Genomic DNA, 25,142 nt, shown 5'->3' with positions numbered 1-25,142 from the left:
CGATCATTCCGCAGGCGGGACGAACCCGCCGAGGACGTCCGCGGCGAGCTCCGCGAACGTGATCGCGGTGTCGTCCTCGTGCGCCGGCCCGACCACCTGCAGCCCGACCGGCAGCGTGCCCCCGGCCGGCGCGCTCACCGCCGGCAGCCCGGGCAGCGACGCCTGCGCGACCCAGAACACCTGGTCGTCGTAGCGGTGCCGGTCGTCGTGCCGGAGCGCCGTCGTGAACACCGTCGGGCAGAGGAAGACGTCGACGTGCGCGAAGTACCGGGCCCACGCCGCTCCCAGCGCCGCCCGCCGCCGCTCCTGCTCGTCCGCGCCGGCCGGTTCGCGGCCCTCCATCGCGGCGAAGAACCACTCGACCTGGAAACCGAACGCCTCCGCCTGGCCGGCCGGATCGACGCCGTCCGGCCAGCCTTCGACCACCTGCACACCGGCGCGGGCGAGCGCGTCGACGGCGTCCGACAGGACCCGGCCGACCTCGTCGGTCACCGGGCAGTTCGGATCGTCGAGGACGACGCCGGCGCGGAAGTCCGCGAGCCGCGACCGCCGCGACGGCGTTCCCGGCCCGCCGGTGACGTTCAGCGCGAGCCGCAGGTCGGCGGCCGAGCGGGCCAGGGGACCGACCGCCGACGGGAACTCCCGGACGGGCTCGGCGGGCGGCCCGGGCGGCTGGAAACCGCGCAGGGCAACAGTTCCCGGCGTCGGCTTGAGGCCGTAGACGCCGCAGTACGCCGCCGGGATCCGGATCGACCCGGCCAAGTCGGAGCCGTACTCCAAAAAGGACAGTCCGGCCGCGAGCGCCGCCGCCGCGCCGCCGCTCGACCCGCCCGGGGTCCGGGAGTGGTCCCTCGGGTTCACCGTCCGCCCGTACACGGGGTTCTCGGTCCGGCCGAAGTCGGCGAGCAGGTGGTGCACGTTCGACTTCCCGACGACGATCGCGCCCGCCGCCTGCAGCCGTTCGACGACCGCGGCGTCCTGCTCGGCGACGCTGTCCGCGAACGCCGGCTCGCCCCAGGTCGTGGCCATCCCGGCGACGGCGAAGGCGTCCTTGATCGTCATCGGGACGCCGTGCAGCGGGCCACCGGTCGTCGCGTCGGCTTTCGAAGCCGCTTCGAGCGCGAAGGCGCGTCGCGTCGCGACAACGGCGTTGACGTCGGACGCGTCGATGCGGGCGAAGAGCTGCTCGGTCAGCTCGCGGGCCGAGAGCGTGCCCCGGCGGAGGTCGGCGGCCACCTCGATGGCGGTGCGGAAGAACGTCATGGGTCCGGATTAACGGCTGACACGGTGTCAGGGTCAACTGTCGAGTCCGGCCCCGCCCGTTCGTCCTCGGGGGACAGCACACCTCGGCGAAGGAGCGAAATGGACACGATGGACTTGTACCGGCGCGCCCAGGACGGGTTCGACGCGGTGCTGGCGGCGGTGCGCGACGACCAGTGGGACACGCCGTCGGCGTGCACGGAGTGGTCGGTGCGGGACGTCGCCGGGCACGTCGTCTGGGGTCAGCGGCAGCTGCGGGCCTGGGCGGCCGGCGAGGACTACGCCGAGACCGCGGGCGCGCCCGGAGCGCCGCATCCCGCCGTGCTGGCCGGAGCGGACCCCCTCGAGACGTGGCGGAGCTCCCTGGTCGGCGCGTTGACCGCGGAGGAGCTGGGCCGGCCGGTTTCGCTGCCTGGGCTCGGCGAGATCCCGGTCGCCGGCATCGTCACGCTGCTGACCACCGACCTCGTCGCGCACAGCTGGGACATCGGCTCGGCGACCGGTCAGGACGTGCGGCTCCCGCCGGAACTCGTGGCGGTGGCGTTCGCCTGGGCGCGGGCGAACGTCGTGCGGCGGCCGGGGTTCTTCGGTCCGGAGCTCGCCCCGCCCGACGACGCCGACGAGCAGACCCGGATGCTGGCGTTCCTCGGCCGCCGCGCGGTGAGCGTTTCCGTTCCGGGCCGTGGTGGTAGTCCCCGGTGATCGTCGTCCGAGCCGCGGACGGCGCAGCGTGGCGGAGGGAAGACCGATGCCGACCGCACCCCGCATGACCGCACCCCCGGCGCCGCCCGAACCGATCCCGCCGGATCCCGTGGTCCCGGACCTGCCCGACCCGGGTCCGGGCCGGCCGGCGCCCGAGCCGGGCACGCCCGTGCCGGACCCGATGCCGCCGGATCCGCAGCCCGGCCCGGAGCGCCACTGAATACGAGTCGCAGATCATATGACTTTCATATGATCTCGTGTACGGTCGTGGCATGACAACAGCACAGAACTACCGGCGGATGGTCAACGCCGGCAACAAGATCGTCGTGGGGCTCCAGCGGCTGGGTGTCGCGTTCGGCCCGATGCAGCTGCTCACCGTGCCCGGGCGGCGCACGGGCGCGCCGCGCACGTTCCCGATCGCGGTGATCCCGATCGACGGCGACCGCTACATCTTCCAGGCCTACCCGAAGGCGGCGTGGGTCGCGAACGCCCGCGTGGCGTCGTCGGTGACGCTGACCCGCGGCCGCCGGACGAAGCCGGCCCGCCTGACGGAGGTCCCGGTCGAGGAGCGGCGCCCGCTCTTGCGCGAGCTGGTGGCGAACAGTCCGGCCAGCGTGGGAAAGCGGCTGGTGACGACGGGGCTGGCGGAGGCGGCGACCCCGGAAGCGGCGGCCGCGGCGGCGGACCGCATCGCCGTGTTCCGCATCGACCCGGTCTGAGTCGCGGCTGGGGAGGTGCGCGCGTCGTTACCGGCCGGCCTCGAACGCCCGCAGCACCTGCTCGGCGGCGGTGCGCGCCGCGCGTCCCGGACGGATCGTGCGGTCGCCGCCGGGTTGCGGCGCCGGGGCTCCGGCCAGCAGTTCCACCAGCGCCACGGCGAGTTCGCGCACCTTGACGTTGAACTCCTGGCTCGCCCGTCTGAGCGTCTCCCAGGCCTCGTCGGGGTCACAGCGGCGCAGCGCGATGACGATGCCTTTCGCCTCCTCGAGTGCGGCCCGCGACTGCAGGAGATCGAGCATCTGCTCGGTCCGGTCCGGCCGGGCCGCTTCGGCGACGACGAGCGCCATCGCCGTGAGCCTTTCGTTGCGCCGCAACACTTCCACGGTCTCTTGGGTGGCGGGCCGGTCGAGCGTCACCGACAGGACCAGGCTGTCCTCGGCGTCCCAGGGGGCGGGCAATGCCGCGGCGCCGCGGACGCGCGACCAGTCCGCCGTCAGCTCGGGGTGGCGTTCGATCAGGCCGCTCAAGGTGAGCGACGGCCAGCGCTCGTCGGCGAAGACGTCGGCGGTGACGACCGGCTCGCCTGTGCGGCCGGCGGTCGGGACCGGGCCGCCGAGCCCGTCGAGCTGGGCCGGGACGAAGGTGGCCGCGAGCCCGTGGGTGGCGACCAGGTGCAGCGGCTTTCCGTCGTGGTCCACGGAAACCGCCGCGCCGAGGGTGCCGGGCACGTCGGCGGCGATCCGCGCCAGGAGTTCCTCGAGCAGGGCGGTCACGGGCGCGTGCTCGTCCGTCGCGGGTGGTTCGAGGGTCACGCGATGCTGTGTCACCCTGCGTTCACCCTCCAGGACTCGGCGGCTCTGGCGTCACCACACACTCTTGTTCTAGCATGTCGTCAAAATGATGACAAGAACCGGGTCGTCGAAAGGATGACGGATGGACGCCAGTGATCCCGCCGGTGCGCTACGCCGGATCCACCAGGCGGTCGAGGCCGCGCGCGCCGGCGTGGCGGACCAGGATCGGCTGCTGTCCGCGCTGGCCGGCCTGCGGATGCTGCGCGAGGAGCTCGCCCGCTGGGAACCGGAGCTGATCACCGCGGCCCGTGCGGCGGGTGCCAGCTGGGTGGCGCTGGCGCCGGCGCTCGGCGTGGCCAGCCGGCAGGCCGCGGAACGCCGTTACCTGCGGCTGCAGCCGTCGAACACCGGGGAGAAGACGGGCGAGGCCCGGGTCGACGCGGAGCGGGACCGCCGGGCGGGCGACCGGGCGGTCGCCGACTGGGCGCGCCGCAACTCGGTGATCCTGCGCCAGCTCGCCGGCCGGGTGAGCGCACTGGACGGCCTCGGCCCGGCGGCCCAGGAGAGCGCGGACCGGCTGGGGGCGGCCTTGGGCGACGACGACCCGGCGACGCTGCTGCCGCCGCTGGCCGCGGCCCGGCCCCACCTGACCGGCGCTCACGCCGGGCTGGCGGAGCAGCTCGGGCAGATCTCGGACGAGACGAACCGCCTCCGCCGCGAGGCGGGCCATCGGCGGGCGGCGAAGGACTGACGACGCGGCGGCGTGGGCCGGTGTCTGAGCCCGCGTGTCAGCGGGTACCACCCCGGCATGGACGACAAGATCCCCGACCGCACCGAAACCCGCGCCGAGCTGCTGCCGGAAGAACAAGCCGCCGACAGCGCCGACCCCGAAGCGCAGGCCCGTGAAGTGCTGAGGGACTCCGACCGCCGCACCGAGGCCCCCGAGCCCACCATGCGCCGCCGCCCCGAGGAAACGACCTGACTACACGGCCGCGGGTTCCATGGGCGCCTCGCTCCGCAGCGTCAGCACCGCGACCAGCCCGAACGCGGCCACGACGGCGAAGAAGTAGAACCCCCACGGGTACGCGACGCCGGCCGTGACCAGCGCGCCCGTCACGAACGGCCCCAGGATCGACCCGAGCCGCCCGACCGCCGACGTCAGCCCGAGCGCCGTGCCGCGCGCCTGCGCCGGGAACGCCTGCGCCACGTACCCGTAGATCAGCACCTGCGCGGAGAACACGAACACGCCGGTCAGCAGCACGACCGCGTTGAGCACGAACGCGTTGCCGATGCGCAGGCTCAGCGCCGCGAGCAGCACCGCACCCGCGCCGAACCAGATCCGGGCGATCGGCCGGATGCCGAACCGGTCGGCGATCGTGCCGGCCAGCACCAGCCCGAGCACCGCGCCGATGTTGAGCACCAGCAGCAGCGTGATCGACGTCGAAATCGGGTAGCCCGCGGTGCGCATCAGCTGCGGCAGCCACGTGTTGAGCCCGTACACCAGCAGCAGCCCCATGAACGAGCCGGTCCACACGGCGATGCTGATCCGCCGGAACCGCGCCCCCAGCAGGTCGCGCAGGCCGACGCGCTCGGCCGCCGCGTCCTCCCGGGACGCGAGGTAGGCCGCCGACTCCGGCAGCTTCCACCACATCAGCGGCACGGCCAGGAGGCCGACGATCCCGCCGCCGTAGAACAGCAGGTGCCAGTCGTCCTTGGCGTACAGCGCGAGGATGGACGTCAGCACCGCACCGACGTGGTACCCCGTCATCGTGAACGTGCTCGCGCTGGCCCGCCGCCGCGCGGACAGGTTCTCCGACATGACGGTCAGCGCCACCGGCATGCACGCGCCGAGGCCGAGCCCGGCGACGAACCGGAAGATCCCGAACGTCGCGACGTTCGGCGCCAGCGGCGTCAGCAGGGTGAACAGCGAGAACAGCAGCACCGAGCCGATGAGCATGACGCGGCGGCCGAAGCGGTCGGTGAGCGGGCCCAGGAACGCCGCGCCGACCGCGACGCCGACGAGCGACACGGTGGCGACCGCCGTCGCGCCGGCCGCGGTGAAGCCGAGGTAGCCGCTCTTCAGCAGGGTCGGGATGGTGGCGCCGAGCGCGACCAGGTCGTAGCCCTCGAGCAGGACGGTCAGCCAGCAGAGGACCGCCGTCCACGCGGTACGGGCGGGTGACGTCGTCGTCATCGTCGTACTCCTGGGGGAATCAGAAGGGGTAGCCCGCGATGTCCGCGCGGACGGTCAGCCACTGGGTCTCGGTGAAGGCTTCGATGTTGGCCTGGGCGCCGCCGAAGCGGGAGCCGTTGCCGGAGTCACCCACGCCGCCGAACGGCGCGGTGGGCTCGTCGCCGACGGTCTGCTCGTTGATGTGCACCTTGCCCGAGCGGACCTCGTCGGCCAGCGTCATCGCGGTGCCGACGTCGCCGAGGATGCCGACCGACAGGCCGTACTCGGAATCGTTGACCATCCGCGCGGCCTCGTCGAGGCCGCGGTAGGCGCGCACCGGCGCGACCGGGCCGAAGATCTCCTCGCGCCACGCGGGTGTGTCGTCGGAGAGTCCGAAGAGGACGGTCGGCGGGTAGTACGGCGCGTCGGGCTTGCCGCCGGCCAGCACGCGGGCGCCGGCCGCGACACTGCGGTCGACGACGTCGGTGACGTGCGCGAGCTGCCGGTCGTCGATGATCGGGCCGAGCGCGACGTCGCCCGCGGCCGGGTTGCCCACCGGCAGCCGGCGCGCCTTCTCGGCGAGGGCCTCGACGTATTCGTCCACTTGGGACTCGTGGACGAGGTGGCGGCCGGTCGTCATGCAGATCTGGCCCTGGTGCAGGAACGAGCCGAACGCGCCGGCGGACGCGGCCTTGGCGACGTCGGCACCCGGCAGCACGACGAGCGCGTTGTTCCCGCCCAGCTCCAGGTGCACGCGCTTGAGCGCCCGCGCGGCGGCCTCGCCGACCTTGCGCCCGGCGGCCGTCGACCCGGTGAACGACACGACCGACACCTCGGGCGCGTCGACCACCGCCGCGCCGACGGCGGCGTCGCCGGGCAGCAGGTGCAGCAGTCCTTCGGGCAGCCCGGCCTCCTCGAAGACGCGCACCAGGCTCACCCCGCCGCACACCGCGGTGCGCAGGTCCGGCTTGAGCAGCACGGCGTTGCCGAGCGCGAGCGCGGGCGCGACCGAGCGGATCGCCAGGATCAGCGGGAAGTTGAACGGCGAGATCACCGAAACCACCCCGGCCGGGCCGCGGCGGGCCAGTGACCAGCGCGGTTCGCCGGTGCTCAGCACCTCGCCGCGCGGGTGGGTCGGCAAGGCCGCGGCCTCGAAGCAGATCCCGGCCGCCATCTCCGTCTCGATCCCGGCCTTCGGCCGCGTCGAACCGGCTTCGCGGACGATCCAGTCCTGTACCTCGGCCGCGTGCGCCTCCCACAGTTCCCCGGCGCGGCGCAGCACCGCGGCGCGCTCCGCGGGCTTGCGCCGGGCCCAGTCACGCTGGGCCGCCGCGGCGGTCGAAGCGGCCTTCGCGACGTCGTCCGGCGTCGCGATGCCCACGCCGCCCAGGGTTTCCCCGGTGGCCGGTTCGACGACCGGGTGGGTCCCGCCGGTACCGCGGAGGAAGTCTTCGTCGAGCAGGGTCATGATCACTCCGGGGAGGTCGGTTCGGTGTCGACCTGGAGCAGCCGCGGGCCGTCCGGGATCGTCTTGAGTTCGGTGTGCAGGTGGTCGAGGTCGGTGACGGCGGTGGCGGGAACGCCGTACCCGGCGGCGATCGCGGTGAAGTCCAAACCGGGGATCTCGGTGCCCGGCACGTCCGGCGTCCCGAGCAACTCGCCGAACCACCGCAACGCGCCGTAGACGCCGTTGCGCAGGATCACGAACGTGACGGGGACGCGGTAGTGCGCCGCCGTCCACAGCGCCGTGATGCCGTAGTTCGCCGAGCCGTCGCCGATGACGCCGACGACCGGGCGGTCCGGGCTGCCCATGGCGACGCCGACCGCGGCGGGCAGGCCGAACCCGAGCCCGCCGGCGGCGGGGAAGAAGTACGAGCCCTCGCGGCGCAGGTCCAGCTGCCGCCACCAGGCCGAGTTCGTCGAGGTCGATTCGACGACGTAGCGGGTGTCGTCCGGCTGGGTCGCGCGCAGCGCCGCGAAGACCTCTTCCGGGTGCAGCGCCTTTTCGCCGGTCCTGGGCTCCGGGTTCACGGCGTGGCTACCGGTCCACGTCCGGGCGGGCACCTTGGCCAGCAGCGCCTCGATCACCGGCCCGGAGTCCGCGACCAGCGCCTCGCCCATCGGCGCGCGGGCCGCGGCGCCGACGTCGTCGGTGACCTGGATCAGCCGCGTGCCTTCCGGCAGGTACGCCCCGGGCACGTACTGGTGGTAGCGGAACACCGGCGCGCCGAGGACGAGCACGAGGTCGTGCCCGGTCAGCGCGTCCGAGACCGGCGCGATGCCGGCCGGGAGCACGCCGCGGAAGAGCGGGTGCCGGTTGGGGAAGGGCAGCCGGTGCGGCGACGGCGCGACCCAGACCGGCAGGCCGAGGTGCTCGGCGAGCGCGACGGCCCGGTCGAACAGGCCGGTGGCGTCGAGGTCCCCGCCCAGGACGAGCGCCGGGTTCTTCGCCGCGGCGACGCTCGCGGCGAGGTCGTCGAGCTGGCTCCCGCTCGGGGTGAGTCCTCTTTGGACGCTTCGGTCCAGCGTCACGGCGGCGTTCGCGTCCAGCTCGGCGGCCCAGTCGTCGTAGGGCACCGAGAGGTAGCTCGGGCGCCGGTGCAGCTCGGCTTCGAACACCGCCTGCGCGAGCGAGCGCGGGACGTCCGCGGCGCAGCTCGGCTCGCCGGACCAGCCGGCCAGGGGACGCATCAGCTGGGTGGCGTCGACGTTCGCGAGCATCGCCTCCATGCCGATGGCCGCCCGCACCTGCTGGCCGGCGGTGAGCACCAGGGGAGAGCGCGAGTAGACGGCGTTGGTCAGCGCGCCCATCGCGTTGCCCGAGCCGGCGGCGGCGTGCAGGTTGACCAGCACCGGCCGGCCGGTCGCCTGGGCGTAGCCGTCGGCCATCCCGACGACGGCGCCTTCGTGCAGGCCGAGGACGTACCGGAAGCCGTCCGGCAGCTCGGTGAGGAACGGGAGCTCGTTGGAGCCGGGGTTGCCGAAGATCGTGGTCAGGCCTCGGCGGTGCAGGAACTCATGGGCGAGCCGGCGGGCGGTGGGCATGCGCGAGTCCTCCTCGGACGGGTTGGCCCAGACCCTAGGGAGGTCGCCCGCCTGTGTTCCAATAAATGTTGTCGTCTACTCATATAGACAGGATCGATGATGCGGGATTTCGACCTCAACCTGGTGCGCACGTTCGTGCTGCTCTACGAGACCCGCAGCGTGACCGCGACGGCGGAGTCCCTGCACGTCACGCAGCCGACGATCAGCTACAGCCTGCAGAAGCTGCGGCGCCGGTTCTCCGACGAGCTGTTCCGCCGCACGGGCGGCGGCCTGGTGCCGACGACGACGGCTCGCGCGCTCTACGAACCGCTGCACAGCGCGCTGTCGGGCATCGAGACGGCGGTCAGCGGCGCGTGGTCGTTCTCGCCGTCGACGGCCCGGGCGGCGTTCACGCTGTGCCTGTCGGACCTGGGGGAGATCTCGCTGCTGCCGCGCCTGATGGCGGCGCTGCCCGCGCAGGCACCCGGCGTCACGCTCACCGTCCGGCCGCTGGACGTCGACCGCGCGGCCGACCAGCTCGGCCGCGGCGAGATCGACGCGTTCATCGCGTCGCCGCTGATCAGCTCGCAGCGCGTGGCGCGGGTCCCGCTGTTCTCCGAGGGCTACCTGGGGATGGTCGCGGCCGATCACCCGCGCCTGGGCTCGTCGGTGGAGTTCGACGAGCTGGCGGCGGAGCGCCACGTGACGGTGTTCGGCCCGACCGGCCACGACGGCCCCCGCCGCGCGCTGGAGGCGTGCGGGCTGCTCGACCGGGTGGTCCTGGAGGTGACCCGGTTCGCGGCCCTGCCGTACCTGGTCCAGGACGGCGAGCTGGTCGCGATGGTGCCGCGCCTGGTGGCGGAGATGTTCGCGGCCCAGCACCGCGTCCGGCTGTTCGAGCTGCCGATGGACGTGGAGCCCGCGCAGGTTTCGGTGTACACGCGCCACACGCACGCGCGCAGCCCGGCACAGCATTGGCTTGTGACATTCATGCGTGAAGTGCTCGGTTGATTTAACACGCATTTTTCTTGCGTGCCCTTTTCCCGCCGAAAGATCTGGGCCGAACGTGTAGTGCTTCGTGCGGAACCGATCCGGTGCTGCCAGTGTCGATCACGGTTCTGACAACCGAGCTAGGGAGGAATCCGGTGAAGCTCGTCCGCCTGGTCAAGAAAGCGCTTCCCAAGAAAAGCCTGAAGGCCTACGCCTGGTACGGCTGGATCTGATCACCGCGGCCGGTCCCGGTCACCGGGACCGGCCGTTTTTCCCCGAGGAGTGCCGAACGTGGTCATCGCCCCCGCCCACCGCGCGGTCGTCTTCGCGCCCCGCCTGGAACGCCTGCTGCGCGACCACCGCGAGAGCGCGCTCTTCCGGCTCGAACCGGACACCGTCGGGATCGCCGATCCGGAGCTGATGGACGCCGTCCTGCGCGCCCGCCCGGCCGGCGCGGAGGAGCGGCCGACGTTCAAGCCGGTGCTGGGCCGCGAGGTGACCCGCGCCGAGTCCGCGAGCCTGATGCAGGCCCTGGGCGCGGACGTGCGCGCCGCGCTGAAGCGGCCCGCCGACCGCCCCGACCTCACGGGCGCGTGGCCGGCCGTGCCCCACGACTACCTGCGCCGGTTCGTCTTCGGCCCGGAGCTCCGGCGGTTCCGCGTGCTCGTCGACCGCCGCCTCGAGCTGACGCCGAAGCTGACGTGGTCGGCCGTCACCGCCGGCGCGGCGCTGGTCCGCCCGCCCGCTGCCGACGTGCCGCTGTCCACCCTCGCGCGCCAAGTTGTGGCCGCCGAAACCCTGGCCGAGCGGCGCTTCCGGATGTACCTCTACCGCCGGGTCGCCGGGCCGATCTGCTTCACCGTCGCCGCGCTGGTGACCAACGCGGTCTGGCTGGGCGCGCCGTTCGACGACGACGTCCCCAACGAGCACGTCATCAACGAGACTTTGCGGCTCCTGCCGCCGTCGTGGAACATCCTGCGCGTCCGCTCACCGGAGTTCACCGAGGTGGACGCCCGCATCACCGCGGGCGACGACGTCCTGCTGCTGCCGCTGCTGAGCCACCGCTCACCGAAGCTCTGGGAGGCGCCGGACGAGTTCCGGCCGCGGCGCTGGGCGGACCTCGACGCCGACCGCCACCCGGGCTACCTGCCGTTCGGGCACGTCACCGAGCGCTGCTGGGGCCGGCACCTGGTGCTGCCGCTGGCGAGCCGGCTGCTCGACGTCGTCCGCGCCGAGGGCCTGGTGCCCGATCCGCGGCGCACTCGCGCGCACGTCGAGCTCGACGGCCTGCTGGAGCTGGCCGACGTGAAGGTCGTCAGCCCACGTCGCAGCGGGCGCCGTTGAGGGTGAACGCCGTGGGCGCCGGGTTGCCGTGGTCGAAGGCGCCGTTGAAGCCGGTGCCGACGGTCGCGCCCGGTGCGAGGGTGGCGTTGTAGGACTCGGGGGTCACCGTGACGCGGCTGCCGCTCTGGCCGTACTTGCCGTCCCAGCCGTGGGTGACCCGCTGACCGGCGGTGAACGTCCAGGACAGCGTCCACGGCGAGAGCGTCGCGCTGCCCTTGTTGGTGATGGCGACGCCGGCGGTGAAGCCGTCGTTCCACTGGTCCGTCACGGAAAAGCGCACGACGCACGGCGCGGTTTCGACGGGCGGCGGCGCCTGGGTGCGGGGTGGGGGAGCCTCGGTCTGCCGCAGCACGGTCGGGATCGGCGTCGGACTCGGCGTCGGACTCGGTCTCGCCGGGGCCGGCGTCGTCGGCCGTGGAGTCGTCGCGGGTGCGAGCGAGTCCGGGGCGAGCGCCGCCTGCCGGCCCGGGGAGCTTTCGGACGCGACCGCGATGACCACGAGGCTGCCGAGCACCACGACGGCGCCGGCGATCGCGGAAACCCACCGGATCCGCCGGCCGGCCCGTTGCTGGGCCGCGGCCGCTTCCCGGGCGCGCTGCTCGAGGCGTTCGCGGTAGCCGTCGCCGGTGTCCTCGTCGCGGGCGGGCGTGGTCTCGGGCGGCCCGCCGAGCGAGCGCGGCGTCGCTCCGGTCTCGCGGAGCAGCTCGGCGACCGAGATCTCGTCGTCCTGCCGCCGACCGGCACGCGCCATCCGGATCCTCCAGTTCTGCGGCCCGACCGGCGAATCCTAGAAACCTGGGCGGGTCTTGTAAACCGCGTGCACGCGGCGTGCACCCGCCGTGCATCTCGCCGCGCTTACCTGGAGCGGTGGCCGGAACGCCCGGCCCGATCCCAGGAGGTTCCCGATGTCCGAGCAGAAGATCATCGCCGTCGTGGGCGCGACCGGCCAGCAGGGTGGCGGGGTGGCCCGCGCGATCCTCGACGACCCGGAGCGGCGGTTCGCCCTGCGTGCGCTCACGCGCAACCCGGATTCGCCGGCCGCGAAGGCACTGGCCGCGCGAGGCGCCGAAGTCGTCGCCGCGGACCTCGACGACGAAGCGAGCCTCACGAAGGCCTTCGAAGGCGCGTACGGCGCCTACCTGGTCACCGCGTTCTGGGAGTACAACTCCGTCGAGCGTGAGCAGCAGCAGGCCCGCGCGATGGCGGCGGCCGCGAAGGCCGCGGGGCTGCGGCACGTGATCTGGTCGACCCTGCCGGACACGCGCCTGCACCTGCGCGACGACCACGTGCCGACACTCCACGAGCGGTACAAGGTGCCGCACTTCGACAGCAAGGCCGAGGCCGAGAAGTACTTCGTCGAGGCGGGTGTGCCGACGACGTTCCTCTCGACGACGTTCTACTTCGAGGCCTTCGTCGACTTCTTCCGCCCGGTCCGCGACGACGACGGCGTCCTCGCGCTGCACCTGCCGATGGCCGACCGCCGGCTGCCGGGCATCGCCGCGGAGGACATCGGCCGGACGGCGTTCGGCGTCTTGGCGAAGGGCCCGTCGCTGGCGGGGGAGACGATCAGCATCTCGGGCGAGAACCTGACCGGCGAGGAGTACGCGGCGGCGTTCGCCAAGGAACTCGGCACCGACGTCGCCTACCGGCCGATGAGCGTCGAGGCGCTGCGGGCGGCGGGCTTCCCGGGCGCCGACGACCTCGCGAACATGTTCTTCTACTACACCGAGCACGAAGACGCGTTCGCCGGCGCGCGCGACCCGGAGGCGGTGCGGGAGCTGAACCCGCGGCTGCAGGACTTCGCGACCTGGCTCGCCGGGCACCGGGAGGCCTTCCAGGGACTGTGACGGAATACCGTTCCGCATCGGCCGGTTGCGCTCTGCGTGACCGAAGCGATGCGGTTCGAAGTCCTGGGCCCGGTCCGGGCGTGGCGCGGCGACGCCGAGGTCGAGCTGGGCCCGCCCCAGCAGCGGGCGGCGCTGGCGGTGCTGCTCCTGCAGGAGGGCACGCCGCTGTCGCCGTCCCAGCTGGTCTCGGCGTTGTGGGGCGGCGCCGAGCCGCGGGCGGCGATCGGCATGGTGCGCTCGTACGTGTCCCGCCTGCGCCACGCGGGCGTCCCGATCGAGTCCGCCGGCGGCGGCTACGCGATCCGGCCGGCCGCCCTGGACGTCACGGAGTTCGAGCGCCTGCTGTCTTCGTCCGACCCCGAGTCGTTGCGCGCGGCGCTGCTGTTGTGGCACGGCACGCCGTTGGCCGGGATGAACGGCGACTACGCGGAGGCCGCACGCGTGCGTCTCGCGGAGCTGCGCTCGACAGCCCTCGAGGACCTGGCGGCGGCCGACATCGAGGCCGGTCGGCACGTCGAAGCGGTGGCGGTTCTGTCCGGCTTGATCGCGGAGCAGCCGTTGCGCGAGCGGCCTCGCGAGCTGCAGATGCTGGCGCTGTACCGCTCGGGCCGCCAGGCCGAGGCCCTGGACGTCTACGCCCGGACGCAGCGCCTCCTCGAGTCCGAACTGGGCCTGTACCCAGGCCCCGAACTGCAGGAGATGCAGCGCCGCATCCTCGCGGCGGACCCGTCGCTGGCGCCGATGTCCCGCCCGTCGCAGCTGCCCCCGGACCTCCCGGAGTTCGTCGGCCGCGTGCCGGAGATCGCGGCGCTCTCCGAAGCACTGACCAGGTCTTCGGTAGTCGGTATCGAGGGCCTGGCGGCCATCGGCAAGACGACCTTGGCGGTCCACCTGGGTCACGCCCTGACCTCGAGTTTTCCGGACGGCCGCCTGTTCCTGGACATGTCCACGTCAGCGGACCCCTTGTCGGAGCTGCTGCGCGGCATCGGTGTGCCGGACGCCCCGCCTTCGTTGAGCGAACGCGCGGCCCTGTGGCGAACCCGAACGACCGGCCGCCGGCTGCTGGTGATCCTGGACAACGCCCGCCCCACGGACGACCTCCGTTCCCTGCTCCCGGGAGCCGGAGGCCCGGCGGTGATGATCACGGCCCGCCGCCGCCGGTACGACCTGGCCCACGCCCACTGGACCAAACTGGGCGGCCTGGATCTCCCGGACTCGGTGGCCCTGCTCACTGGACTTTTGGGCCCGGAGCGGGTGAACCGCGAGCTGCCGGAGGCACGAACGCTGCTGTCCCACACAGCGGGTTTGCCCCAGGTGATCCAGGCAGTAGGCGCACGCCTGGCGGCCCGCCCGGCCTGGACACTGGCCGAGGCACTGGAGCGAGTGGGCCGCCCGGCCCCGGGCGCGCCGGCTACACCCCCGGAGTGCCAGGCGATCGAGAAGCCGTACGAGTCGGCGCTGGCGGAGCTGACTCCCTGGCAGGCCCGGGCATTCTCGAGGTTGTCAGCATTCCCGACGTTCTCGGCAGAGACGGCGTCCGAGGTCCTGGAGCTGGGCCTGGCGGACACGACAACCCTGCTGGAGTCCCTGGTGGACGCGCATTTACTGGACCCGGCCGGCCCGTCCCGCTACAGCTACCAGGAGCCGGTCCGCATGTTTGCCCGGAGCCGCGGCGCTGAATCGATGCAGCAGATCCAAAACTCGCCGATGATGCCAGAGCCCGCATCCGGCCGGATCCAGACCCCCCTGAACGACCCCACCGGGCGGCCGTATACTCTTTCTTCAGCAGGTCCGAGTGGCGGAATGGCAGACGCGCTAGCTTGAGGTGCTAGTGCCCTTAACGGGCGTGGGGGTTCAAGTCCCCCCTCGGACACACGCACTATCTACACCCGGGCTGGTCGTCGCATAGACGGCCAGCTCTTTTGGTTCGTAGCGTAGCTCCAGGTTCAGCGCTCGGTACAGGCGGCTCATGCCAGCCGTGGTCGCGTCGGCCAGGGTTCCGCAGACGTCGCCGAGTGCATCGATCCTCGCGTAGACCTCCGCTCGGCTTACCGTCGAGTCGGCTGGGACGCTCTCGATCTGGGCTTTCGCGGCGGCTCGTTCAGCCTGTGCCTGGTTGATCGGGTCGACGAGTGCTTCGGGCTCGACGCCGGCCGCGATCGCGGCCTGATACCGCTGAAGCCTCGCCTCCGCGTCCGCCAGCCGGTTTCGCGCGGCTTCAAGCGGACCGCCGTTGGCCTGACTGCCATCCGATCCGAGTAGCGCGGCCGCCGTTCGGTCGCGGTTATCCGGGTGGAACAGCTCATGAATCCATCCGTTGATCACCTCGACGACCACGCCTTCGCGCAGGTTGACCGTCTTCGGGTGGTCCGCCAGCTTCAAAGAGCCCGGCGCCATCGTGCGCGCGGTACAGCGGTAGTAGGCGCCCTTCCTGATCGTGGCGCCTTGCATTTTCCGGCCACACACCCCGCATCGGAGCAGCCCGCGCAGGAGATACGCCCGCGCAGTCTTCCGGCCGCCGCGCTCGGCCTTGCGCGCCGTCTTCAACCCACCCGCCGACTTCGTCCGGCGGAGAAGCTGAGCTTGCGTGAACGTCTCCACGGACACGATCGCCGGATGTGCCTGCACGCGCGACCGTACGATCCGGTCGGGAGCAGCGCGCTTGAACCGCACCACGTGGCCCGCAGCGACGTCCTCAGGGTCGAGCAACGTCTCATGCTTCGTCCAGCGCCCGAAAATCGCGTAACCGGTGTATCGCGGGTTGTCCAGGATTGCCCGCACTGAACTGCCCTGCCAGCCGTCCGCGAGCCGGTGTCGATTCTGATCCCGCCGATGCGCGGAGGGACAGGGAATGCCGTCGCGATTGAGGATGTTGGCGATCGCTCGGTCACCGTTGCCGTCCAGGTACTCGGCGAAGATCCGGCGCACCACGTCCGCCGTCGTCTCGTCGAGCGCCAACGCGCGCAACTTGAACCCCTCGGCGGCCTTCCGCGGATTCGGGTGGGGTCCACTGTCGACGACGACGTACCCGTACGGCGCCCGGCCGCCCTGGTGCCGCCCTTCGTTGATCACCTGCGCGTCCATCGCCGCACGGACGCGCGCCTGAACGTGCTGGCGCTCGGACTCGCTCATCCCGCCGAGCACGCTCATGAGCATTTTGTGCGACGGGTTCCGCGCGTTGTATTTCCCGCCCAGTTCCGGCACCCACAGATCCACGCCATACGCGGCGAACTTCGGCGCAATAAGGGAGAACTGGTTGCCGAACCAACAACGGGTGCCCTCGCCAACCACGATCGCGTCCCAGCCGCGTCGCGGATCCTTCAATGCCGCGAGCAGCCGCGACCCCTCTGTCCTCCGTTCCCATGGGACGGACCGCGACTGCCCTATGTCGAAGAACTCCGCCACGATCCGCCCGCCAAGCGGTTCGACGAACTTGCGCGCGTTCCCGACCTGTCAACCACGCGACGTCTCCGGGTCCTGGTTGTCCTCTGTCGAGCACCGACCGTAAGCCGCCAACGTCCCGATGCCGTCGTCCACCACGTCGGCGATCTCCAGACCCAGGATGTCGTCCAGAGTCGACCACGGGTCGCTGATGATTTCAGCTGCCACGGTTCACCTCCTCCGCCGGAACGTCCAGCACCGGCACCTCAGTAACCTCGATCAGAACGGCCAGTAGTGCACGCGCGACAGCAGGCGTCAGCTCAGGCAATCCCGCAGGTAGGATAACCCGGATCGGCGGATCTTCGGAACGATCGGCGCTCATCGCTGATCGTCCTCGTCTGTCGCCCCGGTACCAGCGGTCGCGCGGTCGATGGCGCTCCTGATTTCAGCCATAAGGTACCCGCGTACCTGCCGTGTCTCGCCGTCTTCGCTGGTCACGCGGTCTCGCGTCGGTCGGCATCCCGCGTCGGTCATCTGCTGCGCGAACGTCTTCCCGTCGATCTCCAGAGCGCTCAACAGCTCGGCCGTTGGTACGAAGTCCCTGCCGTCCGGGCTCAGGTCATCGCCCAGGTACTCGACGAGCGACGCGAGCACCTCGGGCAGCTCACCAGGTGACTGAACCGCGTCAACCGCGTGACCTGCGCCGATTGCCTTCACCGCGGCTGCGTGGTCGAGTACCGGCATGGTGTCCTGTCCGGCCGCGTGTCCGGTGAGCGTCCCAGCCGTTTCGCGCAGCGTCCGGCCCTGCTCGCAGATGGTCCGCCAGTCCTCGTTCGGCATGTAGTACGTCCGAACCGTCATGGCCAGCACATCCGCGCCGGCTGACGTGTCGCCGTCCGGCCGCAAGATGCCCACTCCCTTGTGAGAGGGCAGCAGTCGAGACGAGTCGAACCCGCGCGTGTTCATCTGCTCGCCGAGCACGATGTTCGAGTCGCGCCAGTCCATCACCCGCAGCGCGAACCGCGACCCGAGCACCGCCCGCAGACCGGACGGGATCGTCTTCGAGTCCGGTCGCTGTGTCGCCAGTACGAGCACGATCCCGGCGGCCGGTCCCTTCTTCGCCAGCCACGTCAGCAGCTCGCCGACGTACTCGCCTGCGGTGAGCTTCTTTCCTTGCACGTCAACGGGTGTGCGGTCTTCTAGGGGAACCTGAACCTCATCGATGAAGATGGCCGTAATGGGCATGTTCAGCGCCTTGTCGCGGGACATCTCCGGCGTGACCTTCGATTCCGGACACGTGAGGTCGTCCAGGCCGCGCATCCGCCGGAACCGCGCCTGAACCTCACCGACCAGCTCAATCAGCCAGTCCACAAGCGCCAGAACGTGTTCGGGTTCATCGCCGGACATGAACCGGTGCGCGACCAGGCCGGCCGCGTCCCAATCCTTCCCGGCCTTGAAGTCCGCCACGTACAGACGTACCCACGCATCCAGGATGAGCCCGGCCGCCGCGAGCCGGGCGGCAAAGGTCTTGCCCTGCCGGGGGATGGCACCGACCAGGAGGGACGTCCACACCAGCGGCAGGTCAATTCGCCGGTCCCGCGCATCCCGTCCGAACGGAATCGGCCGCCACGCATCCCACTGCGCCACCCCGAGCAGCGGCGTCCGCAACGGCGGCGAAGCGTACGGGTCCTCATCAGCCACCCACATCGACACCCGTCCGGCGTGCCCACCGTTGCCGCGGACCCGTTCGACGATCAGCTGGACCTCATCGACGGCGAGCGCTGACGCGAGTGCGTCTCGGTTCTTCACCACGTCGGCCGCCTTGCGGGTGGCAGGAAGGTCGACGGTGACCGCCCAGCCGTCGCCGACACGCGTCGCGCGCTCGACGAGCCGCAACGCCTCGTCCTTGCCGATCAGCTTCGCGTCCCGGAACGCGTCCACCAGGACCTGGGGATCCATCGTCCAGGTCAGCGTCCGTGGGCCCGCGAGCGCCGGCTTGCGGCCGGGACTGCCGTCCTTCTTGCGCCCAAGTATCGCGAGCGCCAAGGAGGCGGCGGCCCCGCCGATCCATAGAGGATCGGTGCCGTACACCAGGTCAACGACGGCCACCCCAACGATCGCGACGACCAGGACGGCACCGGTCACCTTCCAGCGGAACAGGGTGAGTGCCCGAATCTCCGTGAACTTGTCGGCCAGTTTCTCGGACTCCTCAGCCGCTGTCCGGTAGTCCCGGACGGTGCCCCACCCGCGCCACCACCGCACCCCGACGACCAGCCCGCGAACGACCGCGCCGATGTACCGCCACGGCGACTTCACCAGCCCGACGAAGGCGTCCTTGCCCGCCTGGACGGCCTGAGGCTTGCTCTTCAGCCACAACGGCACCCGCGGTGAGTGCCGCCACCACCGGACGAAGCGGTTCGTCTTCGGCTCTCGCCGACGCGGTTGAGGCAACGTGTCGTCGATCAACTCGCCGTCGAATACGGGATCGGCTTTGACCGGTAATGAGTCAGCCATTGCCCACCTCCGACCGCAGCGCCCGCGCCAGCCGGGGAGAGAGGCCCCGCGAGCAGCCGGTAGCCCTCCGCACCCACGCCGGCGTGATCTCGACGTCCGGCGTCCAGGTCTCCCGAGCGATAGCGAGGTAGTCGGCAAACAGCACCCGTCGCCCGGTATCCTGCTGAACGGGCCGCCGTTCAGCTGCGACCAGCACGGCATCGGTGAGCTTGTCCCGCAGGTCGGTGATCGCCTCGACGGCGACGAACACGACGAGCGGCGGCACCGAGTGCAGCACGATGGCGGCAGCCTCGCCGGCGGCGAACGACGTCCAGGTGTTCATGACGTAGGTGGCTGCGAGCGTGAACCACTTCGCCCGCCGCACCCAGACACCGGTCCGGACCTGGTACCGCGCAGTGACCTGCTCGGCCCGCAGAATCGCCAGCAGAACGAGCGAGACGGTCGGGTCCAGCACCCACGCGGCCAGCCACGGCAGCGACCCCGGCCGGGTCCCGGCCGACGCGAAACCCTGGACGTTGGTCATCGTGAACGCGAGCCCGAGCACGATCCCGGACCAGCACATCCAGTCGACCTGCCGCCGCACCCGCTCGATCCGCAGCGCAACGACGTCCGGATCGGTCTGGTAAGCGCGCACCTCTGCCGCTTCGGCCGCGTCCTGCGCAAGCCGTTGCGCCCGGTTCATCGCCGACCATCCCGCTTCGACGTGTCGACGGTGGTCACCGTCATGGCACGAGTCAGCGCGTAGGACGCGAACAGCGCAGGCAACCCGAGCACGGCGAACAGGAGCCACGGGTTCCCCGGATGGGCGATCACGACCCACTGAACAGCGACGATCAGCCCGGCGTTGAACAACACCCGCCCGACCAGCGACACGAGCCGCGCCCCGCTCCGAGCAGCTTCGGCGGCGGCCTTCGCTCGGCGGGAACCGGCACGCCAGACCCAGAACAGCACGAGCAGCATGCCGACACCGGCGAGAATCTGCGTGGGCGTCACGGTGAGCCCGTTCATTGCGCACCCCGATCGGTCCGTTCGCCGCGCCGCAGCCAGACGGGGTGCAGGGCGCGCCGGTCGTCGTCGGTCATCCCGCCCCAGACGCCGACCGTGTCGAGGCCGGCCGTCCGCAACTCCAGCTCCAGGCACTCGTCCCGGACAGGGCATCCGCCACACAGCCGCTCAGCCAGCTCGCCGTCGCTGTCAGCGTCGGGTGGCCCGTCGTCCGGCGGGGGCCACATGGAGACTCCTTCACTGGTTACGACGTCGGTCAGGCCTTGGGTCGGAACCCAGCGCAGCCGATCCAGCCGCCACGCGGTCCCGATCAACTGCAGGTCGTCGGCGCTCATGCGGCACCTCCGGCCTGACGCGACCCGAGCAGACGAGCCAACTCGGTCGACGACACCCGAAGACCGGAACGGCAGCGGGTAGCGCGCAGCTCGCGCGTCCGAATCGCCCGGCTGACTGCAGCGCGGGAGACGCCAAGCAGCCAGGCCGCTTCTCGAATGGTGTGAAAGGTGATGTGCGAGTTCATGAGAAAGGCCAATCTGATGATTTCAAGACTATGTTGCTGATTTCAGCTCGTCGACGTACGCGTTTGTCCGACGCGCTGCCGACGAAGTGCTAGGCGACGTGGTGAAGGCTTGAAGAACCGCTAATCTCGGCGCTGAGGCGGAGCGCGGAGGAATACGTGACGGAGGACTGGGCGGCAGTCGCCAAGGCGATCAACATGCGCGTGAACGAACTCGGCTGGCGACAACGCGAGCTGGCCGAGCGGTCGCACGTGTCGCAGGCGATCGTGCGCGAGCTCCAGCACCACACGGTTGAGCGCCGCCGGAGCGCGCGCACGCTCGAAGCGTTGTCCACGACCCTGGGCTGGCACCCGCAGCACCTGTTGGCCGTGCTGCAAAACCGCACACCGCCGCACCCGGACGAGCCGGCCGACGACGGCCACGAGCTGTGGTCCCGGTTGGACGCGCTGGAACAGCGCCTGGCCGAGATCACCGACCGGCTGGAGGACGTCCAAACGAGCCTTGCGACCGTGGTCGAGCACGTGAAGCCGAAGCGTTAGCGGCGGGCGATTCGGGCTGGTGAACCAGGTGATTTCCATACCTAGAATTCAAGGCCGAAACGACGTCCGATCCCATGCACAACCAGTGCAGAAGCAGTGCGCAACTACTGCATATCCGCTGCACAAGAGCGCTTTGGGGCGGCAATGAGCGGGGTAGGTGGCTGGACCGGACGGTCAGCGTCGGCGCTGCAATCCGCGTTGCGGTTGAGCAATGAGAAATTCGCCGAGAAGCTCGGAATCGGCGCGCGTACGGTCGCGTCCTGGCACCAGAAGCCGGACCTTCGCCCGCAGTCGGAGATGCAGCAGGTCCTCGACACCGCGTATGAGCGGGCGTCGGACGCCGAGCGAGCCCGCTTCGCCGAGCTGACCGGCGACGGGCCGGCCGCCCAAACCAGGCCGGACACGAAGGAAGCCGACCGACGACTTGCCGCGGACCCCCACATCGGCGCGGCTCTCGAATGGCTCGACCAGCACGCCTACCGGAGTCCTGGCGCTGCACGCCGCGCAGTAGCCGAGCAGGCCGCGCACGTCGATGCGCAGGAGGCGTACGCCCGGGCCACTCGCCGCGCGTGGGTCGACCAGCGCTCCGTGACCCACGCGCTCGCCGAGTACTACGGTCGACGTCACGGTGACCACGGCTTGTATGCCGGAAGCTGCGGCGAGCAGGCCGTGAACACCAGCCTTCTGACCTGCGCTGATTGGCTCGATCTGGCGTGCGAGCTACGCCCGCCGCACGACGGGCTCACGATCGCAAGCGCCCGGCCAGACCCGCGGGAAGTGCTCGACGAGCACGCGACGAGTGCAGCGGTTAACCGGCTGGCCGAGACGGTGGCCATGAACACGCGGCTCATGAACGCGCCGTTCTACCGGCTGCTGAGCACGGACATCCGTGAACGTCATCTCGGCGGCACATTCGGCGTGGACCACTTCGTGCACTACGCCCTGACGATGGACCTGCTCGAAGGCGAGCTGCTCGACGCGCTCGCGTCAGGCGACACGACGTCGCTGCCCCTGCGTGATCGCTACCTCCCGGACGTCGGCGCCGTCCTGGACGTCGGCGGCCGACTCTGCGCAGGCGGAGCCCTGGCCTTGACGGCCATCGCTCGGCCGGCCGACCCGTACCGCGGCGAAGCGGACTACGTGCTCTTGGTCCAGGAGCGCTCCGGCCACGTACTCAACGCCACGCGCCGGCTCGCCGTCATCCCGAAGGGCTTCCACCAGCCACTCACCGACGTACGGCGAGAAACCCAGATCGGCGCCACCCTGCGACGCGAGATGGAAGAGGAGCTGTTCGGCCGGCCGGACGCTGACAACACTGTCGCCGACACGCTGACCGCGGACCCGATGCACCCGACCAGGCTCACCGAGCCGATGCGCTGGCTCCTCGACGAGCCCGGCCGCCTACGCATGGAGTGCACCGGGTTCGGCCTGAACCTCGTGAGCGGCAACTATGAGTTCGCCAGCCTCATCGTCATCGACGACGAAGAATTCTGGACGCGCTACGGCGGAGTGGTCGAAGCAAACTGGGAATCAGCGACTCTTCGTCAGTATTCGACTACTGATGCGGAACTCGTCACCGAGTTGTTGGGTGATGTAGCGTGGAGCAACGAAGGACTGTTCGCCATGACGCAAGGACTTCGACGCCTTGCGGAAATCGGCGGAGAGCGTGTGAAACTGCCCGCGATCGAATGGGAGATAGGCCAGTGAGCGACGGTTGGACCGCCGGCAACGCCAACGAAGACGCGGCGGACACGCGCGGCTGGTTGGTCGGCCACTTCATCGACCCGTCGCAGGGCGTCCGCGCCTCGAAGGACGTCGAAGTCAAGTGGGCTAACCACCCTGCCGGGGACAAGCGTCCCGAGTGGACGTCCGACGACCAGCGGACCACGCTGGTGATGCTGATCTCCGGCGAGTTCCGCGTAGAGGTCACTGGCGGCGGCAAGATTATGACACGCCAGGGTGACTACGTGATGTGGGGGCCCGGAATTGACCATTCTTGGGAAGCGTTGGCGGATTCGGTTGTCCTGACCGCCCGCTGGCCTTCAGCAACTTAATTCGACGACGGGAAGTTGCACCCGATCGCCGCCGATCTCGGCGAGTCGACGTAATCCCTGGAGAAAGGCGAACAGTCCTTCGTTACTCCAGTTTTCGTCACCGATCAGTTCGGTGACCAAGTCGCCGTCCAGCGTCGAATACTGTTGAAGACCGGCAGCCTCCCAGTTCGCCTCAACGTCGCCACCGAACCGCGGCCAGAACTCCTCATCCTGGATGACGACCAGGCTGGCGAACTCGTAGTTCCCGCTGACGAGGTTGAGTCCGAACCCGGTGCACTCCATCCGCAGCCGTCCCGGCTGCTCGGTCAACCACCGCATCGGCGCGGAAAGCCTGGTCGGATGCATGGGATTGGCGACCCGGAGATCTCCGGCGGACCGGTCGACGTCCGTCCTGCCGAACAGCTCCTCCTCAAGCTCACGGCGCAAGGTGACGCCGATCCGGGCGTCCGCTCGCCGGTCCGCGAGCGGCCCGTGGAAGCTCTTCGGAATCACCGACAGGCGGTCGGCCGTGTTCACGACCTGCGCGGACCGCTTCTGGACCAGCAGCACGAAGTCGGCGTGACCACGAAACGGGTCCGCTGGCCGCGCGATAGCCGTCAATGCCAGCACGCCACCCGCGCAGAGACGCCCGGGCAGGTCGAGTACTGCGGCCACGTCAGGCAGCTGGCGGTCCCGGAGCGGCATGTGTCCTGGACGTGCGGTGCGACCGCTCGCCAAGTGCTCGGTCAACTCGCGTTCCAGCAGATCGACGCCAAGCGCGTACTCGACGAACGACGCGATCCCGACCTTCGCCCGCAGTGCTCCGGGCTGCGGGTCGACATCGAGCAGCCGGTACAGGGGAACGTCGGTGATCCGGATGCCGGACGCTGCGGCGTCCGCGAGACGCAGCACCGCAGCTCGCTCGTCAACCGCCGCCGGCGGCCGCGCGCCTCCACCTTCGAAGGCGGTCTGCTCGCCCGTGGCCGTCAGCGAGCAGGCGAGATCCAGCCACGCCGGCCGCGTAAGGACGCTGGTGGTCACCTCCACCCGACCGCAGTGCGCGGCGTATGGCCGGTAGTCGCTGGTCGGAGGTGCGTAGTAATCAGCCAGAGCATCTGAGATGACGCTTCGCGGCGGATTCGGCCGGTCCCGAGTCGAGATGGCTGCGCTCGCGCACACCTGTTCACGGGCTCGCCCCAGCGGCCACCCGGTGTGCCGATCGAGCCACGTGAACACCGGCTCGAACGAGTCGTCGGGGTTGAACTCCCGCGTGACGGCGCTCGGACCGATCAGGCCCTGCAACTCGTCTCGTGAACGACCGAGCACGTTCGCGAGCTTCGGCCAAAGGTAGGGGAGTGGCACGTAGTCGCCGGCTTCCCAGCGAGCAACGGTCGACCGGTCGACATGCAGCACGTCCGCCAGACCCTCTTGGGTAAAGCCGGCGACCTTGCGAGCTGAGATCAGCCCCTCCCGACGTCGCCCTGTGGGCATAACCGACCTCCAACCCCGCGTGACCAGATCAATGTAGCAGTAGTAACTGCAGCTCAGATGGGCTAGTGCGACGTACGCGCCACACAACTGCCGCCCCGCTGCTCTGGTCGTCGAATCTGACTCCCGTTTGACTGATTTCATCAACTCGTGAGGTCGAAGGGAGGGGACGTGACAGGCATTAGCTGCAGGTCGCTGCATTCAGCGCTCTACGTCAGCTGGTACCGGTGCGTCATGGACGGCCTGACACACGCGGTCACGGACGACGAGTTCCTGCGTGGCATCCGTCTTCAGCAAGGCCGGTATCAATCTCTCTGCGGCCACGAAGTGCTGATTCACTCCTGCCTGGCACCGGCCGACCGTTCATGTCCGACGTGTCGTGAACTCGTGAACGCCTCCGCGCGCGTCGCGGTGAGGCGGCGATGACGCCGATCTCGCCCCCTTCGCGTACGGACCTCGACGCGCTGTTGCTCCAGCCGGTCCGCCTGTTCATCGCCTGCCTGCTGGCCGACACCAGTTGGCGTTCGCAACTCGCAGTTCAGCAGGCTTTGGGGCTTCCCACGCCCGACCTCGACCTGCACATCGAGTTCTTGCGCGCGGCCGGCTACCTACAGTGCCGTGCCGAACCCCGCGAACTCCGCCTGACCACGTTGGGCTTGAAGCGGCTGCTGGAGCACATCGGCGCCCTAAAGACGGTCGCGGCAACAGCTGGCGCCCTGGTCGCGGAAGTCCGAACTGCACTCCCCGGCGAGAGTCCACCGTGACAGCTGGCCCTCGCTAACCAGACCGTTCTAAACCGCAGCTCACGTGCTC

At 70.6% G+C, this 25,142-nt stretch carries 29 protein-coding genes and 1 tRNA gene; 15 read left to right on the top strand and 15 right to left on the bottom strand.

Translation table 11 applies throughout. From position 1 onward, the window contains the following. Window positions 1-3: 3 nt before the first annotated feature. Complete coding sequence (locus tag AB0M83_RS13240; protein ID WP_364516530.1) at window positions 4-1,263, bottom strand: amidase family protein; 1,260 nt, start codon at window positions 1,261-1,263, stop codon at window positions 4-6. A 99-nt stretch (window positions 1,264-1,362) separates the two neighbouring features. Here AB0M83_RS13240 and AB0M83_RS13235 point away from each other — a divergent pair, with 99 nt between their 5' ends. Genes AB0M83_RS13235 through AB0M83_RS13225 form a run of 3 tightly spaced genes read left to right on the top strand, consistent with a single transcriptional unit; the run spans window position 1,363 to window position 2,681 of the window. Further along, complete coding sequence (locus tag AB0M83_RS13235) at window positions 1,363-1,962, top strand: TIGR03086 family metal-binding protein (protein ID WP_364516528.1); 600 nt, start codon at window positions 1,363-1,365, stop codon at window positions 1,960-1,962. Window positions 1,963-2,008: 46 nt separating this feature from the next. Beyond that, the gene (locus AB0M83_RS13230) at window positions 2,009-2,182 is read left to right on the top strand and encodes a hypothetical protein (protein ID WP_364516526.1); all 174 of its coding nucleotides are present in this window, start codon (window positions 2,009-2,011) and stop codon (window positions 2,180-2,182) included. 52 nt (window positions 2,183-2,234) lie between these two features. Then, window positions 2,235-2,681 (top strand): nitroreductase/quinone reductase family protein, encoded by a 447-nt coding sequence (locus tag AB0M83_RS13225; RefSeq protein WP_364516524.1) that lies wholly within the window; start codon window positions 2,235-2,237, stop codon window positions 2,679-2,681. A 27-nt stretch (window positions 2,682-2,708) separates the two neighbouring features. Here the strand turns inward: AB0M83_RS13225 and AB0M83_RS13220 are convergent, their stop codons facing one another. Beyond that, window positions 2,709-3,509 (bottom strand): ANTAR domain-containing protein, encoded by an 801-nt coding sequence (locus AB0M83_RS13220; RefSeq protein ID WP_364516522.1) that lies wholly within the window; start codon window positions 3,507-3,509, stop codon window positions 2,709-2,711. 106 nt (window positions 3,510-3,615) lie between these two features. On the opposite strand from AB0M83_RS13220, the gene AB0M83_RS13215 reads away from it, so the two are divergent. After that, window positions 3,616-4,224 (top strand): HSP18 transcriptional regulator, encoded by a 609-nt coding sequence (locus AB0M83_RS13215; protein ID WP_364516520.1) that lies wholly within the window; start codon window positions 3,616-3,618, stop codon window positions 4,222-4,224. A gap of 57 nt (window positions 4,225-4,281) precedes the next feature. Next, window positions 4,282-4,455 (top strand): hypothetical protein, encoded by a 174-nt coding sequence (locus AB0M83_RS13210; RefSeq protein WP_364516518.1) that lies wholly within the window; start codon window positions 4,282-4,284, stop codon window positions 4,453-4,455. On the opposite strand, the gene AB0M83_RS13205 is transcribed toward AB0M83_RS13210, so the two are convergent. From AB0M83_RS13205 to mdlC, 3 genes are read right to left on the bottom strand one after another with little or no spacing between them, the layout of a single operon-like run. After that, a complete protein-coding gene (locus tag AB0M83_RS13205) occupies window positions 4,456-5,667 on the bottom strand; it encodes an aromatic acid/H+ symport family MFS transporter (protein WP_364516516.1) in 1,212 nt (403 codons plus the stop codon). Between the two features lie 19 nt (window positions 5,668-5,686). After that, window positions 5,687-7,114: a benzaldehyde dehydrogenase gene (locus AB0M83_RS13200; protein WP_364516514.1), complete on the bottom strand. Its 1,428-nt coding sequence runs from the start codon at window positions 7,112-7,114 to the stop codon at window positions 5,687-5,689. A 2-nt stretch (window positions 7,115-7,116) separates the two neighbouring features. Beyond that, entirely contained in the window at window positions 7,117-8,691 is a 1,575-nt protein-coding gene (gene mdlC, locus AB0M83_RS13195) for a benzoylformate decarboxylase (RefSeq protein ID WP_364516512.1), read from the bottom strand. A 96-nt stretch (window positions 8,692-8,787) separates the two neighbouring features. On the opposite strand from mdlC, the gene AB0M83_RS13190 reads away from it, so the two are divergent. From AB0M83_RS13190 to AB0M83_RS13180, 3 genes are all read left to right on the top strand, one after another. Then, window positions 8,788-9,681, top strand: coding sequence for a LysR family transcriptional regulator (locus AB0M83_RS13190; protein ID WP_364516510.1), 894 nt, complete (start codon window positions 8,788-8,790; stop codon window positions 9,679-9,681). Window positions 9,682-9,764: 83 nt separating this feature from the next. After that, on the top strand, window positions 9,765-9,893 hold the full coding sequence (locus tag AB0M83_RS13185) for a tryptorubin family RiPP precursor (protein WP_364516508.1): 129 nt from the start codon (window positions 9,765-9,767) through the stop codon (window positions 9,891-9,893). Window positions 9,894-9,951: 58 nt separating this feature from the next. After that, window positions 9,952-11,004: a cytochrome P450 gene (locus tag AB0M83_RS13180; RefSeq protein WP_364516506.1), complete on the top strand. Its 1,053-nt coding sequence runs from the start codon at window positions 9,952-9,954 to the stop codon at window positions 11,002-11,004. Here the strand turns inward: AB0M83_RS13180 and AB0M83_RS13175 are convergent. Next, the gene (locus AB0M83_RS13175) at window positions 10,976-11,755 is read right to left on the bottom strand and encodes a cellulose-binding domain-containing protein (protein WP_364516504.1); all 780 of its coding nucleotides are present in this window, start codon (window positions 11,753-11,755) and stop codon (window positions 10,976-10,978) included. The genes AB0M83_RS13180 and AB0M83_RS13175 overlap by 29 nt on opposite strands. A gap of 154 nt (window positions 11,756-11,909) precedes the next feature. On the opposite strand from AB0M83_RS13175, the gene AB0M83_RS13170 reads away from it, so the two are divergent. The 3 genes from AB0M83_RS13170 (at window position 11,910) to AB0M83_RS13160 (ending at window position 14,724) form a co-directional block, all read left to right on the top strand. After that, complete coding sequence (locus tag AB0M83_RS13170; RefSeq protein WP_364516502.1) at window positions 11,910-12,851, top strand: NmrA/HSCARG family protein; 942 nt, start codon at window positions 11,910-11,912, stop codon at window positions 12,849-12,851. 36 nt (window positions 12,852-12,887) lie between these two features. Next, window positions 12,888-14,675 (top strand): AfsR/SARP family transcriptional regulator, encoded by a 1,788-nt coding sequence (locus tag AB0M83_RS13165; protein ID WP_364516500.1) that lies wholly within the window; start codon window positions 12,888-12,890, stop codon window positions 14,673-14,675. Then, window positions 14,641-14,724 (top strand) — tRNA-Leu (locus AB0M83_RS13160). The genes AB0M83_RS13165 and AB0M83_RS13160 overlap by 35 nt, the downstream gene beginning before the upstream one ends. Here AB0M83_RS13160 and AB0M83_RS13155 read toward each other — a convergent pair. From AB0M83_RS13155 to AB0M83_RS13120, 8 genes are read right to left on the bottom strand one after another with little or no spacing between them, the layout of a single operon-like run. Continuing rightward, the gene (locus AB0M83_RS13155; RefSeq protein WP_364516498.1) at window positions 14,706-16,256 is read right to left on the bottom strand and encodes a recombinase family protein; all 1,551 of its coding nucleotides are present in this window, start codon (window positions 16,254-16,256) and stop codon (window positions 14,706-14,708) included. The two genes, AB0M83_RS13160 and AB0M83_RS13155, sit on opposite strands and share 19 nt — an antisense overlap. A 48-nt stretch (window positions 16,257-16,304) precedes the next feature. Then, complete coding sequence (locus AB0M83_RS13150) at window positions 16,305-16,460, bottom strand: hypothetical protein (RefSeq protein WP_364516496.1); 156 nt, start codon at window positions 16,458-16,460, stop codon at window positions 16,305-16,307. Beyond that, window positions 16,450-16,614, bottom strand: a complete 165-nt coding sequence (locus AB0M83_RS13145) for a hypothetical protein (protein ID WP_364516494.1) — start codon at window positions 16,612-16,614, stop codon at window positions 16,450-16,452. Before AB0M83_RS13145 ends, AB0M83_RS13150 begins: the two co-directional genes overlap by 11 nt. Continuing rightward, on the bottom strand, window positions 16,611-18,746 hold the full coding sequence (locus AB0M83_RS13140; RefSeq protein WP_364516492.1) for a cell division protein FtsK: 2,136 nt from the start codon (window positions 18,744-18,746) through the stop codon (window positions 16,611-16,613). Before AB0M83_RS13140 ends, AB0M83_RS13145 begins: the two co-directional genes overlap by 4 nt. Next, window positions 18,739-19,428 carry a hypothetical protein gene (locus AB0M83_RS13135; RefSeq protein ID WP_364516490.1) on the bottom strand — a complete coding sequence of 230 codons (690 nt, stop codon included), beginning with the start codon at window positions 19,426-19,428 and terminating at the stop codon, window positions 18,739-18,741. The genes AB0M83_RS13140 and AB0M83_RS13135 overlap by 8 nt, the downstream gene beginning before the upstream one ends. Next, window positions 19,425-19,754 (bottom strand): hypothetical protein, encoded by a 330-nt coding sequence (locus AB0M83_RS13130; protein ID WP_364516488.1) that lies wholly within the window; start codon window positions 19,752-19,754, stop codon window positions 19,425-19,427. Before AB0M83_RS13130 ends, AB0M83_RS13135 begins: the two co-directional genes overlap by 4 nt. Then, a complete protein-coding gene (locus AB0M83_RS13125) occupies window positions 19,751-20,086 on the bottom strand; it encodes a WhiB family transcriptional regulator (protein ID WP_364516486.1) in 336 nt (111 codons plus the stop codon). The genes AB0M83_RS13130 and AB0M83_RS13125 overlap by 4 nt, the downstream gene beginning before the upstream one ends. Continuing rightward, window positions 20,083-20,271: a helix-turn-helix domain-containing protein gene (locus tag AB0M83_RS13120; protein ID WP_084093921.1), complete on the bottom strand. Its 189-nt coding sequence runs from the start codon at window positions 20,269-20,271 to the stop codon at window positions 20,083-20,085. Before AB0M83_RS13120 ends, AB0M83_RS13125 begins: the two co-directional genes overlap by 4 nt. A gap of 156 nt (window positions 20,272-20,427) precedes the next feature. Here AB0M83_RS13120 and AB0M83_RS13115 point away from each other — a divergent pair, with 156 nt between their 5' ends. The 3 genes from AB0M83_RS13115 (at window position 20,428) to AB0M83_RS13105 (ending at window position 22,862) form a co-directional block, all read left to right on the top strand. Beyond that, the gene (locus tag AB0M83_RS13115; protein ID WP_020640049.1) at window positions 20,428-20,808 is read left to right on the top strand and encodes a helix-turn-helix transcriptional regulator; all 381 of its coding nucleotides are present in this window, start codon (window positions 20,428-20,430) and stop codon (window positions 20,806-20,808) included. A gap of 144 nt (window positions 20,809-20,952) precedes the next feature. Then, on the top strand, window positions 20,953-22,515 hold the full coding sequence (locus AB0M83_RS13110) for a transcriptional regulator (RefSeq protein WP_364516690.1): 1,563 nt from the start codon (window positions 20,953-20,955) through the stop codon (window positions 22,513-22,515). Next, a complete protein-coding gene (locus tag AB0M83_RS13105; RefSeq protein WP_364516484.1) occupies window positions 22,512-22,862 on the top strand; it encodes a signal peptidase I in 351 nt (116 codons plus the stop codon). The genes AB0M83_RS13110 and AB0M83_RS13105 overlap by 4 nt, the downstream gene beginning before the upstream one ends. Here AB0M83_RS13105 and AB0M83_RS13100 read toward each other — a convergent pair. Continuing rightward, window positions 22,851-24,332, bottom strand: coding sequence for a helix-turn-helix transcriptional regulator (locus AB0M83_RS13100; protein WP_364516482.1), 1,482 nt, complete (start codon window positions 24,330-24,332; stop codon window positions 22,851-22,853). The genes AB0M83_RS13105 and AB0M83_RS13100 overlap by 12 nt on opposite strands. A 419-nt stretch (window positions 24,333-24,751) precedes the next feature. Here AB0M83_RS13100 and AB0M83_RS13095 point away from each other — a divergent pair, with 419 nt between their 5' ends. After that, the gene (locus AB0M83_RS13095) at window positions 24,752-25,093 is read left to right on the top strand and encodes a MarR family transcriptional regulator (RefSeq protein ID WP_364516481.1); all 342 of its coding nucleotides are present in this window, start codon (window positions 24,752-24,754) and stop codon (window positions 25,091-25,093) included. Window positions 25,094-25,142: the final 49 nt, after the last annotated feature.

It is taken from the genome of Amycolatopsis sp. NPDC051106 (assembly GCF_040682775.1).
In the GTDB taxonomy this organism is placed as follows: domain Bacteria; phylum Actinomycetota; class Actinomycetes; order Mycobacteriales; family Pseudonocardiaceae; genus Amycolatopsis.
This window is presented reverse-complemented; position numbering and strand designations above follow the sequence as displayed.

What these genes read in the sequence shown, in the direction of transcription:
- AB0M83_RS13145 (WP_364516494.1), bottom strand. Translation starts at nt 16,614, where the DNA reads ATGAGCGCCGATCGTTCCGAAGATCCGCCGATCCGGGTTATCCTACCT.
- AB0M83_RS13120 (WP_084093921.1), bottom strand. Translation starts at nt 20,271, where the DNA reads ATGAACTCGCACATCACCTTTCACACCATTCGAGAAGCGGCCTGGCTG.
- AB0M83_RS13210 (WP_364516518.1), top strand. Translation starts at nt 4,282, where the DNA reads ATGGACGACAAGATCCCCGACCGCACCGAAACCCGCGCCGAGCTGCTG.
- AB0M83_RS13140 (WP_364516492.1), bottom strand. Translation starts at nt 18,746, where the DNA reads ATGGCTGACTCATTACCGGTCAAAGCCGATCCCGTATTCGACGGCGAG.
- AB0M83_RS13175 (WP_364516504.1), bottom strand. Translation starts at nt 11,755, where the DNA reads ATGGCGCGTGCCGGTCGGCGGCAGGACGACGAGATCTCGGTCGCCGAG.
- AB0M83_RS13130 (WP_364516488.1), bottom strand. Translation starts at nt 19,754, where the DNA reads ATGAACGGGCTCACCGTGACGCCCACGCAGATTCTCGCCGGTGTCGGC.
- AB0M83_RS13135 (WP_364516490.1), bottom strand. Translation starts at nt 19,428, where the DNA reads ATGAACCGGGCGCAACGGCTTGCGCAGGACGCGGCCGAAGCGGCAGAG.
- AB0M83_RS13200 (WP_364516514.1), bottom strand. Translation starts at nt 7,114, where the DNA reads ATGACCCTGCTCGACGAAGACTTCCTCCGCGGTACCGGCGGGACCCAC.
- AB0M83_RS13170 (WP_364516502.1), top strand. Translation starts at nt 11,910, where the DNA reads ATGTCCGAGCAGAAGATCATCGCCGTCGTGGGCGCGACCGGCCAGCAG.
- AB0M83_RS13100 (WP_364516482.1), bottom strand. Translation starts at nt 24,332, where the DNA reads ATGCCCACAGGGCGACGTCGGGAGGGGCTGATCTCAGCTCGCAAGGTC.
- AB0M83_RS13225 (WP_364516524.1), top strand. Translation starts at nt 2,235, where the DNA reads ATGACAACAGCACAGAACTACCGGCGGATGGTCAACGCCGGCAACAAG.
- AB0M83_RS13230 (WP_364516526.1), top strand. Translation starts at nt 2,009, where the DNA reads ATGCCGACCGCACCCCGCATGACCGCACCCCCGGCGCCGCCCGAACCG.
- AB0M83_RS13095 (WP_364516481.1), top strand. Translation starts at nt 24,752, where the DNA reads ATGACGCCGATCTCGCCCCCTTCGCGTACGGACCTCGACGCGCTGTTG.
- AB0M83_RS13110 (WP_364516690.1), top strand. Translation starts at nt 20,953, where the DNA reads ATGAGCGGGGTAGGTGGCTGGACCGGACGGTCAGCGTCGGCGCTGCAA.
- AB0M83_RS13125 (WP_364516486.1), bottom strand. Translation starts at nt 20,086, where the DNA reads ATGAGCGCCGACGACCTGCAGTTGATCGGGACCGCGTGGCGGCTGGAT.
- AB0M83_RS13240 (WP_364516530.1), bottom strand. Translation starts at nt 1,263, where the DNA reads ATGACGTTCTTCCGCACCGCCATCGAGGTGGCCGCCGACCTCCGCCGG.
- AB0M83_RS13205 (WP_364516516.1), bottom strand. Translation starts at nt 5,667, where the DNA reads ATGACGACGACGTCACCCGCCCGTACCGCGTGGACGGCGGTCCTCTGC.
- AB0M83_RS13190 (WP_364516510.1), top strand. Translation starts at nt 8,788, where the DNA reads ATGATGCGGGATTTCGACCTCAACCTGGTGCGCACGTTCGTGCTGCTC.
- AB0M83_RS13215 (WP_364516520.1), top strand. Translation starts at nt 3,616, where the DNA reads ATGGACGCCAGTGATCCCGCCGGTGCGCTACGCCGGATCCACCAGGCG.
- AB0M83_RS13235 (WP_364516528.1), top strand. Translation starts at nt 1,363, where the DNA reads ATGGACACGATGGACTTGTACCGGCGCGCCCAGGACGGGTTCGACGCG.
- mdlC (WP_364516512.1), bottom strand. Translation starts at nt 8,691, where the DNA reads ATGCCCACCGCCCGCCGGCTCGCCCATGAGTTCCTGCACCGCCGAGGC.